The organism is Candidatus Desulfolinea nitratireducens (assembly GCF_982879505.1).
Genome location: NZ_CEYOSI010000121.1, coordinates 1 through 10,387 on the forward strand (window position 1 = coordinate 1; position 10,387 = coordinate 10,387).

Genomic DNA, 10,387 nt, shown 5'->3' on the forward strand with positions numbered 1-10,387 from the left:
GAGCGCTATTGATTCTATTTGTTTTTATGTGCGATTTGCCTATAGCAATTTTACTGACGTTAGGCTATAGAAATCAAGAGATGGATGAAAAAATGCTTTGCATTGCAAAGGAAAAACTTTCCAATAAAGCATTTCTAAAGGCGATTATTTTTTTTTCTCTTCTTGAAATAATAGTCGGGGCGTTGATATTGTTGATAGCAATTGTGACTGAAGACAATTATCTGCAAGGAGTCTTTTCCAGATTAGCCCCGTTGATGTTATGGGCCGTGATAAATGGCGTGCTAACACTGCTTTTTTTGTATTTCAGCGATCTAATTCCGAAAAATAAACAGTCGATAATTCGTATTCAAATATTAGAAACAGCTCTATTATCGATCTTGCTCTTGTTTTTTTTAACCATCAATACTGGCAGCATTCAAAATAAATCATATACAGCAGATGAGTTTAGGCATTATCGCTATGGCAGGAATATGCTAGAACTCAATTCATCTCGATTTGATGATAGCAAGATGCCTCTTTCCGCCCTAAATGCAATACCTAAGAAAATTTCGTATCTCATATCTAATCAATATCTATATCCGCGCTTTGCAGACCCCTTGTCCGGGCGAATTATTACGATAGGTTTCTCAATGTTGATCGCATATTTTATTTATCGCTGGGCTAAGCTGCTATATGGGGCACCCGCAGGTTTCTTTGCCCTCTTCCTTTATATTTTTGACCCCAATATTATTGCACACTCGAGACTTATAACCACTGATATCTATGCGGTGGGCATGATCTTGCTAACACTTTATACGTTTTGGCTTTTTTGCAATAACCCAAATTTGAAGAAATTGTTGATCAGTGCGATCGTATTGGGGGTGTGTCAGTTAGCAAAATATACAGGTGCCTATCTTTATCCCCTCCTACTGACAATTGCATTGATTCGTGTATTTCCAGCTTGGATCGCATCATTTCGCAATAAAAAATATCTGATGATCTTGAAAGATATTAAGTCAGGTGTTAACTATGCCCTCGTATTTTTGACAATAAGCGTGGTTATTATTAATATAGGCTTTCTCTTTAATCGGACATTTACCCCAATTAAGGATTACTCATTTCGTTCCGAGTTATTTCAATCCATTCAAGTGAAGTTATCAAAAATTGGATTTATGCCGGTTCCAGTACCGTATCCTTATTTGGAAGGGCTTGATTGGGTAAAGCAACGAGAGCAAACTGGTGCGGGGTATGGAAATACTTATTTATTCGGGGAAGTTCGAGAGGGCAAGGGATTTAACGGATATTTTATTTATGCATCTTTATTGAAGGTTCCGATATCCACTCAGATTTTCATCTTGCTTGCTCTTTCTTTGTATTTGCTTGGTCAAAAGGAATTTAATTTCACAAAGAATGAGATTTTTCTGCTTTTACCTGTTGGATTCTTTTTTATTTACTTCAACTTTTTTTTCCGAACCCAAATCGGTATTAGATTCTATTTGATCATTTTTCCCTTTCTCTACATTTTTAGCGGAGGGTTAGTACTTAAATGGGCATCAATGCGAAAAGATAGGCAAATTTTCACATTTGGATTGATGATTTATCTCGGCGTTTCTGTATTATTCGCTTATCCAAATTACATCTCGTATTTTAACGAGTTAGTATGGGACCCTCGCAATGCACATAAATATTTAATAGACTCTAATTTGGATTGGAACCAAGCGGAAACACAACTTTATCAATATTTGAAGACTAATCCTACCGCACAGTTTCAGCCGGAACAGCCGACCTTTGGGACGATTGTTGTATCACCCAATGATTTAGCAGGTATGTGGTATGTCGATGAATTTCAATGGCTGCGTGATAATTTTTATCCCCAGGCAACAATAGATGAAGTTTATCTGATTTACGAAATATCTGAGGCTGAGTTTGAAAAAGTATTTGGTCAGTGAAACTATCCTCCAGCATATTAAGAAAGCTAAAACCTTTCTTCACAGCTTGGGCAAATATATTAGCACCGGTAACCACATAACCACAAGATAAATATCTATATGATTTGGCATCTCCAAGTAGAGCGCCACAAGTAAAGCATCTAGTTCCACAAATGGGATTTGCCTTCCTGCCTTGATGACAGGTGAGCCCGTGAGTATTTTTATTGAAACGATCATCGCCCTGCATGGTATTGATGGTCAACGTTGGCTGAATTCATTACCCGACCTGTTGGCCAATTATGCCCAGCTCTGGGATTTGGAGATCGGCGCACCTTTTAGGGATCTTTCCTACAATTATGTCGCTCCCACGTGGCGCCCAAATGGAACGAGGCTGGTCATCAAAGCCGGCTTTTCTAATGGAGAGTTGGATGCTGAAATTGCCGCGCTTCGCCATTTTGAGGGATGCGGCATGGTAAACCTGCTTCAAGCCGACAATGAGAATTCTGTCTTTTTGCTGGAGAGATTGATTCCCGGTAAATCCTTGTGGGAAATGGAAGATGAAAAAGCTGTAAATATCTTATTGAATATCCTGCCATCCATTTGGAAAATTTATCAGGGCGATTACCCCTTTCCGACCGTGAAGGATTGGTCCAAAGGGTTTTCACGCCTTCGAAATCGGTACTTGGGGGAAACCGGACCCTTCGATATCAGATTGGTTGAAAAGGCAGAAGATATATTTTTTGAATTGATTGAATCAAGTGATGAACCCGTGTTATTGCATGGCGATCTGCATCACGGGAATATCCTCTCCGCTGAACGAGAGTCATGGCTGGCGATAGATCCGAAAGGCGTGATTGGTGAACCCTGCTATGAAGTCGGGGCCTTTTTACGCAATCCCATGCCTGGGTTGCTGGAGAAAGAAAATCCACGCACATTGCTCAAGCAGCGCGTGGATCAAATTGTTGAACGATTGGGTTTTGATCGCCAGAGAGTGATCGGCTGGGCATTCTCACAGGCAGTTTTGGCGGCGATCTGGTGCGAAGAGGATAATCTCTCCTGTGGGAATGAATTTAATAATTGTGCCCAGATTTTTGAAAGCTTATAAACAATGAAAATCCACGCGGTGTTTTTATGGTCCGTGGATTTAAGGATTTTATTTCTCTATGATTTAATACTCATCCAGGTGATTAAATTCAGCATCTTCAAGCCAGGTAGTTGGACGGGAAACAAAGGTAATCAAATTTTCCATTAAAAACTTATGTTTCTTTTCTTCTTTGGCGAGGTTAAGAAAGATTGCCTGATGGGCTTCGTTCTCCACTTTCTCGCTCATATCTAGATAGTATTCGATACTCTTCTCTTCGGTTTCTAAAGCGTGTCGATAGAAATCAACCTGAGGCAGATCGAAATTTATCTCATCCATTTTTTCCTGCATCTCAGCGAAAATATTCTTGGCACTTTTCAGGATATCTTTTTCTTTCGCGCTTAATTTAAGATTGGGAGCGGACGCTTTCATTTTTTCAAGAATCGTATAATGGCTTACTTCTTCGTCGGCCAAAATGCTGAAAATAAACTGAAGCCCTTCGGCTTTCGATTTTCGACCTAGTTCACGATAGTAGGCTTCACCGTCTTTTTCCATTTGAATGGCAAAGTCATAAATATTCATTGCTTTCTCCTGTTCTGTTGCGTTAAAAAAGAATAGGGATTTTACTAATTAAAATAAGATCCACAAAATCAGAGCACTTTTTTACAATTGGGGCAATTTTTCTCAGCCCCCGTGACCACGTAACCACAAGATAAACATGTCCGTGGTTGGGCATCCCCCAATGGGGCACCACATGCAATACAGCTTGCTTCACCAACAGGATTTGCCGTCCTGCAATGCTCACATGTGAGCCGCCGTAATTTTTCTGATAATGCATGCGAGGCGCCGGCGGCATGGGCTGCCCTGGAGATAACCTCCCAAACATCGTCATCGAGTTGCAGATTTTCAATATCCTGGGCTAAATCGTCGAGGCGATGGAGCAAGCTAAAAGGATTGCGCAGCGCTGCAAAAGCGGTTTGTCCCAGGCTGGCTGCGATCCCCATCCAGGCTTGTTTGCCAATTTGCACATGCACGCCTTCCGTCACTTTTTGGATGGTGATCGTCAATGCAGTCTGTCCACCAGAGCGTGCACCTGGGCGTGATGTTATTTGAACAGCCATTTTATCGCCAGAACCAACCTTCTGGGCATAGAGGTTGCTGCGATTAAATGCCGCTTCTAATGCGCGGGCCAAATCTGCAGGGGTCAGGTTACCGTGAAAAACTCGCTCTTCCATGTTTTCGATTATAATCCTTTTTATCATATTTACGAAACCACCAATGGAAGTTGTAAAAATTATGGCTCGTTTTTGGATCAAAATATCTCTGTGGACACTGATGATAGTCGGGACAATCGGATTAGCTTTCAAATCCCCTACTCCGGGGTTTGTGCAGGCACAGCAACCAACAGGTTCGGTGCCCACCGTCACGGGGACGCCCTCCGGGGCACGGATTACCGTAAACCTGGATCAGGATTTTGTCAATGTCCGCTCAGGACCCAGCTCCTACTTTTATCCGCGTATCGGAATATTGGTGGCTGGACAATCTGCCCCAGCGCTTGGACGTTCCCCCGGCGGGGACTGGATCATGATCGGCTATGCCGGCGCACCAGGCAATATCGGTTGGGTGTACGCTCCGAATGTCTCTTTATTTGCACAGGATTTTCTGCAAGTCATGGATGCCCCACCCACGCCTACCCCTCTTGCAACGCCAACCATTGATCCGACATTGGCTGCCGCTTTCATCGCTCCGGAAACACCAACGCGCCTACCAACCTTTACACCTCCTGCACCTCTTGCAATCCCCACCTTCGTGGACGAAACGCAAGCCGACACACCCCGTATCCCAATGGGGCTATTGATCTTTGGATTAGGTTTTATTGGTCTCCTCGGAGGGTTGATTTCTGTAGCACGTCGATAATCAATGGATTAAAAAGAAAAAGTCTGCGTTTTAGGCGCAGACTTTTTTATATCTTTTTAGTGACCGCCGCAGCCACAGCCACCGCCGCCGTTTCCACAGCCGCAGGAGCTTTCAGCACTGGCGCCATTGCCACAGGAGCAAGATCCTTGTTGGGCATTGGGTGCGTTGACCACAAATCCTGCTCCTCTTTGAGGATCATCCACCCACTCAATACTTGCACCTTGCATAAATTCAATGGACTGGTGATCCACAACGATCTTGACACCATCCATCTCAATAGTGGTATCCGTATCGCTGAACTTATCGTCCAGAGCCATGCCAAATTGCATACCACCGCAACCTCCCCCGGCAACGTAGACGCGTAAGGCATGTCCATCCATTTTCTTTTCAGTAATAATACCTAATACAGCTTGAGCTGCCTCAGGTGATATCGTTAATAAGCGTTCTTCTACTTGTTTTTCAACTTCTTTCAGCATGGCTACTCCTATTCTTCGTTGTATTTGGACAGATGTTATCAGAATTACTTTTCTCTGTCAAATAAGTATTCTATTAAATGCCACTGTAATTACATTTGATATAGAAAATTTGTGATTTTTTGCTATAAAGTGGTATTATGCAGAATATGCCAAAACAAATTGAATCCCGTCTTCTTAAACTGGCCGCCCTCTTCCTCGGATTGTATAGTCTGATCCTGACTATCTCCCCCGCTGTTCGCGCCCGCAACTGGGATGTGGATTATCTCTGGATGCATTGGGCTGGATTTGCGCTCTGGGCCGGGTTGAGTTGGCTGGTGCATGCTCGCATCAGCAAAGACGCTCCTGACCGAGACCCTTATCTCTTTCCACTTGCAGCCCTTCTAAGCGGATGGGGGCTTCTCAGCATTTGGCGACTAACTCCCACTTTTGGATTACGCCAAAGCCTATGGCTGGCAGTCAGCAGCCTCATCCTGATCATTGGTCTGCGGTGGCATTCTTTACTCCCCACCCTGCGTCGGTATAAATACATCCTGCTTACCAGCGGATTGATCCTAACCACCCTGACCCTCATCTTTGGGGCCAATCCCCTTGGCGTGGGCCCACGTCTTTGGCTGGAATTAGGGGGGATCTATCTCCAACCCTCCGAGCCGCTCAAACTGCTCCTCGTCATTTACCTGGCAGCCTATCTTGCCGATCATATTCCGCGAAAAGGAAATATTTTTCCGCTTATATTTCCCACTATTATTCTTGCTAGTCTGGCTTTGCTTTTGCTCTTATTCCAGCGTGATCTTGGTGCGGCTTCGATCTTCATTATGCTCTACGCCAGCGTCCTCTTTTTGGCCACAGGAAAAAAGCGCGTTTTGTTCGGCAATGCGGCAATCCTCCAGATCGTAGGCTTGCTGGGCTACTATTTTATCGATATTATCCACGTCCGGCTTGCAATGTGGTTCTCACCCTGGGACGATCCCAGCGGTAGGGGCTACCAGATCATCCAATCCTTAATGGCAATTGCGAACGGAGGATTATTTGGGCGTGGACCTGGATTGGGATCTCCTGGATTTGTGCCTGTCACGCACTCCGATTTCATCTTTGCATCTCTGGCAGAGGAAACGGGTCTTGCAGGGACGATAGGCTTGCTCACGTTAATTGGCATGCTTCTTTTCCGCGGCTTTAAGATCACTCTCGACGCTTCCACCATTTTCCGCCGTCTGCTTGCCGCCGGGCTGACAGCCTATTTAGGCATCCAAAGCCTGCTGATCATTGGTGGAAATCTGCGTCTGCTGCCTCTGACAGGTGTGACTTTGCCTTTCATTTCTTATGGCGGCTCCTCACTGCTGACATCATATCTTGCATTACTTCTGCTCATTTTGATCAGCAACGATGCTGGAGAGGCTGCACCCCTCCCTCAGCCACAACCCTATCACATCCTGAGCGGCATCCTGACTTTGGGATTGGTCTCCGCCGCCCTCATCAACGGCTGGTGGGCAATCGTCCGCGGTCCAGACCTGCTATCACGCAGCGATAATCCTCGCCGCGCATTGGCAGATCGTTTCGTTCCGCGCGGAAACCTCTTCGACCGGAATAATAATCCCATCAATATCACCACTGGCAAATCAGGGGAATATTCGCGTGAGTACATTTATCCGGATCTCGCTTCTACAGTTGGATACACGCATCCCACATACGGGCAAGCTGGTCTTGAGGCCGAGTTGGACGATTATTTACGCGGCCTGGCAGGCAACCCCTCGACCTTGATCTGGTGGAATCACATCCTTTACGGACAACCTCCCCCTGGGCTTGATGTCCGTCTTAGCCTCGATCTTGACCTGCAATCGCGCGCTGACGAAAGCCTCGGCAAGCATCAGGGCGCAGTCGTTCTCGTCAATGCCGAGAGTGGAGAAATCCTCGCCATGGCTTCACATCCCACTTTTAATGCCAACTTGCTCGGCGAGATCGGCGATGATCTGCTCACAGACGAAAATTCACCACTCCTCAATCGAGCAACCCAGGGACTTTATCCCCTTAGCCTGGAATTCGATGCGCTTTTCAGCCAATCAATTACACATGGGATACGCTTGCCCGTTGCAGAAACCAGCAAGGGCTATGCCAGCCCATTTCAAATGGCGATGATCGCAGCAGCCCTGAGCAATGAGGGCATCGCTCAGGCTCCCCGCCTTGCCCTGGCCGTGAACACACCCCAAAATGGATGGGTGATCCTCCACGCTATCGGCGAGCCGATCGAGTATTTCACATCGAAAGAAACCGGGCAGCTCATCACCACATTTGACAGCGAAGACGAATCATATTGGCAAATTATCTCAGCGAACAACACTGAGGAAAATTCTCTCACCTGGCTTCTTGCAGGAACCCTTTCCGAATGGCGTGGCACGCCATTCGGACTAGCCGTGCTCCTGGAAGAAAATAACCCCAAGCTGGCAAAAGAAATCGCAAGAAATTTGTTGGGATATGCGCCTTGATTGGGAGTACTCACCCAGGAAGGAACAATATGGCGCGTCATTCTTCGTTTCCGACCTCCCTATTATGGCCTAATTGCATATTATGAGCGGTTATATTGATGTATCTTCTTCAAGATGAATGCCCGGGCATAATTTAAATTTCCCCCGCTGCTCAACAAATCCTAATCTCAGCATGTGAATCGCTGGTAAACTTCCACCCTATTCGGTTATATTCTTCATTTTTTTGTGCATCTTTCTTCGCCTTATTGGCAAAGACCATTATATGTAGAATAAATAAATTTATTTGTCTTTGTCCTTTTTGCCTTTGTCGTCTTTATCTTTGCCGTCTTTGTCTTTGCCGTCTTTGTCCTTTTTGCCTTTGTCGTCTTTGTCTTTGCCGTCTTTGTCCTTGCCGTCTTTGTCCTTGCCGTCTTTGTCCTTGTCTTTCTCGTCCTTGCCTTTATCCTTGTCTTTGTCTTTATCTTTGTCTTTGTCCTTGTCTTTCCCTTTATCTTTATTTTTATCCTTCGTATCTTTGTCCTTCCCTTTGTCTTTATCCTTCGTATCTTTGTCCTTCTCGTCTTTGTCGACTTTCTCCTTCTTGCCGTTTTTCTCCTTCTCTTCTTCTTTTTCTTCCGATGAAACAGAAGGGATCGGTTCTTCTAAATTCTTAAAAAAATTGCCCAAGCGTTCATTAACCTGATCATCGGTAATTGCTTCATCCGCCAGAATATCGGCAACAATATCGATTGAAATGGCATTAAAGCTGAGGTGCGGATCAACGCTATAATCAGCTTTTTTATTGGCCTGTAATAAAATCGGAACGGATGTATATTCTGCGTCAACAAATGAGTTGTCAGCAAGGACTGTGGTCCACAATCCGCCAGCAAATATTAACGTAAGCATAAATCCGCGCAACCATTGAAACAGTTGACTCGATATATTAATTTTTCGCTTGGTTTTTGATTTTACATCCATACTTTTCAATATAATTTATATACTCGTTTCGTCCATTACTACTTTTTACATCATAGACTCGTTTTTCAGGTATTGCCCTGCAGTTTTGCTAGACTTTCACAGTTTTTATTTGGCTATTTCTTTATAATGGAAACAAAATAATTCCTAATTGCTAATTGTAATATGATCTTTAATCTGTCTAAATTTCATTCTTCCAATACCTGAAACATTTTCAATTTCATTGATCTGAGAAAAATCTCCATTGGCAATTCTGTATTCGACGATACTCTTGGCAATTTTCGCCCCAATTCCTTCCAGGATCACAAAATCCTCTACCTCTGCGTCGTTTATATTCACCTGGATAGGATCCCATTTTTTGACTATTATTGGTAGCAAGCGATATACCATAATTGGTTCTGATTTTCCTTTGAACATATAACTACCCAATGGAGAAAACACAAAGTTGTCACGATAATCGCCCAAAGCTTCATAGGTTTCCTGACTGATAATGGCACTCGTTTCATGAAGTTCTTTGGTGAGATTTTCGATCCGGGCTGTAATATTGACTGCATCACCGATAATGGAGTAATGAAGCCTATCGGCAGTGCCAATACCACCAGCGGCGACTTCCCCTGTGTTGATCCCGATACCAGTCACCATTGGGGGGATGCCTACTTCACGGCGGTGTTTATTCATTGCTTTTACATTTTTAAGGATTTCAACTGCTGCCAGGCATGTTTGTAGAGCGCTCTCAGAAGGATCCAGGGGAATTGGCAGTACGCCGAAATATGCCATTATCGAATCACCAACAAATTCACTCGTCACGCCATCGTTGGCGTTGATGATCGGGACAATTTCCCCGTAATATTGGTTGAGCCAATCCAAAATGGTCGTTGGAGATTCATTCTCTGAGATTACGGTAAATCTGCGAATGTCGGTGATCATAATCGTGGCGATAGTATTTTGCCCCTCAATTTTTAGATTCCCGGATTGGAGCCCCTCTCTCATTTGATCCCGTACTTGTGGGGTAATCGTACGCCCTAGCATATCCCTGTAAATCTCCCCTTCCCTTAGGTTGGAGACCATATAATTAAAGGTATGTGCCAACATTGCCAGCTCATCTCTCCCCTGGGGTTCCACGACTACATCCCATTTACCATGGCTAACCTCGGAAGCCGCTAAGATAACCTGTTTTAGCGGTTGCGTGATCCTTCTGGACAAAAGCACACCGACACCAATGATCAGAAGTAGTCCTATGGTGGCGAGAATATATATTTGCACCTGAGTCTGCTGACTTGGACTCACCAGAAAACTTTCTGCGAGAGATACTCCTACTATACCAATATCATGGTCGTCGCGCACTTCCCAGGGAGCCAGGATCTCACGATAATCAATCTCGGACGCAATCAAAAATCGCATTTGACTCTCGTAGTCCTGACGTTCAAAAATCCTTAAGACCCTCTCCTCTGGAAGATCAATATTATCAGCTTCACCAAGGGTTGTACCCAAGGTTTTCCCACGGTAATTGTAAATCGAAATATGGGCGAGAGAATTTTCCTTACCGAGTAATACTTCCCTGGCTTCCTGGATCAT

9 protein-coding genes are annotated in these 10,387 nt (G+C 44.6%); 4 read left to right on the forward strand and 5 right to left on the reverse strand.

Features of this window, described 5'->3' with window-relative positions:
• Both AC3DOM_RS11255 and AC3DOM_RS11260 read left to right on the forward strand, forming a co-directional pair.
• A partial coding sequence (locus AC3DOM_RS11255) for a glycosyltransferase family 39 protein (protein WP_487919144.1) occupies positions 1 to 1,928 on the forward strand: 1,928 nt, incomplete at its 5' end.
• A gap of 190 nt (positions 1,929 to 2,118) precedes the next feature.
• A complete protein-coding gene (locus AC3DOM_RS11260) occupies positions 2,119 to 3,012 on the forward strand; it encodes an aminoglycoside phosphotransferase family protein (protein ID WP_487919145.1) in 894 nt (297 codons plus the stop codon).
• Between the two features lie 63 nt (positions 3,013 to 3,075).
• Here the strand turns inward: AC3DOM_RS11260 and AC3DOM_RS11265 are convergent, their stop codons facing one another.
• The gene (locus tag AC3DOM_RS11265) at positions 3,076 to 3,570 is read right to left on the reverse strand and encodes a ferritin-like domain-containing protein (protein ID WP_487919146.1); all 495 of its coding nucleotides are present in this window, start codon (positions 3,568 to 3,570) and stop codon (positions 3,076 to 3,078) included.
• Between the two features lie 68 nt (positions 3,571 to 3,638).
• Entirely contained in the window at positions 3,639 to 4,223 is a 585-nt protein-coding gene (locus tag AC3DOM_RS11270; protein WP_487919147.1) for a zinc ribbon domain-containing protein, read from the reverse strand.
• A gap of 61 nt (positions 4,224 to 4,284) precedes the next feature.
• Here AC3DOM_RS11270 and AC3DOM_RS11275 point away from each other — a divergent pair, with 61 nt between their 5' ends.
• Positions 4,285 to 4,905, forward strand: a complete 621-nt coding sequence (locus AC3DOM_RS11275) for an SH3 domain-containing protein (protein WP_487919148.1) — start codon at positions 4,285 to 4,287, stop codon at positions 4,903 to 4,905.
• Positions 4,906 to 4,961: 56 nt separating this feature from the next.
• Here the strand turns inward: AC3DOM_RS11275 and AC3DOM_RS11280 are convergent, their stop codons facing one another.
• A complete protein-coding gene (locus tag AC3DOM_RS11280) occupies positions 4,962 to 5,381 on the reverse strand; it encodes a HesB/IscA family protein (RefSeq protein ID WP_487919149.1) in 420 nt (139 codons plus the stop codon).
• Positions 5,382 to 5,527: 146 nt separating this feature from the next.
• On the opposite strand from AC3DOM_RS11280, the gene AC3DOM_RS11285 reads away from it, so the two are divergent.
• Positions 5,528 to 7,858, forward strand: coding sequence for an FtsW/RodA/SpoVE family cell cycle protein (locus AC3DOM_RS11285; RefSeq protein ID WP_487919150.1), 2,331 nt, complete (start codon positions 5,528 to 5,530; stop codon positions 7,856 to 7,858).
• Between the two features lie 279 nt (positions 7,859 to 8,137).
• Here the strand turns inward: AC3DOM_RS11285 and AC3DOM_RS11290 are convergent, their stop codons facing one another.
• Entirely contained in the window at positions 8,138 to 8,815 is a 678-nt protein-coding gene (locus tag AC3DOM_RS11290; protein WP_487919151.1) for a hypothetical protein, read from the reverse strand.
• 144 nt (positions 8,816 to 8,959) lie between these two features.
• The coding region (locus AC3DOM_RS11295; RefSeq protein WP_487919152.1) for an adenylate/guanylate cyclase domain-containing protein at positions 8,960 to 10,387 on the reverse strand (1,428 nt) is incomplete at its 5' end.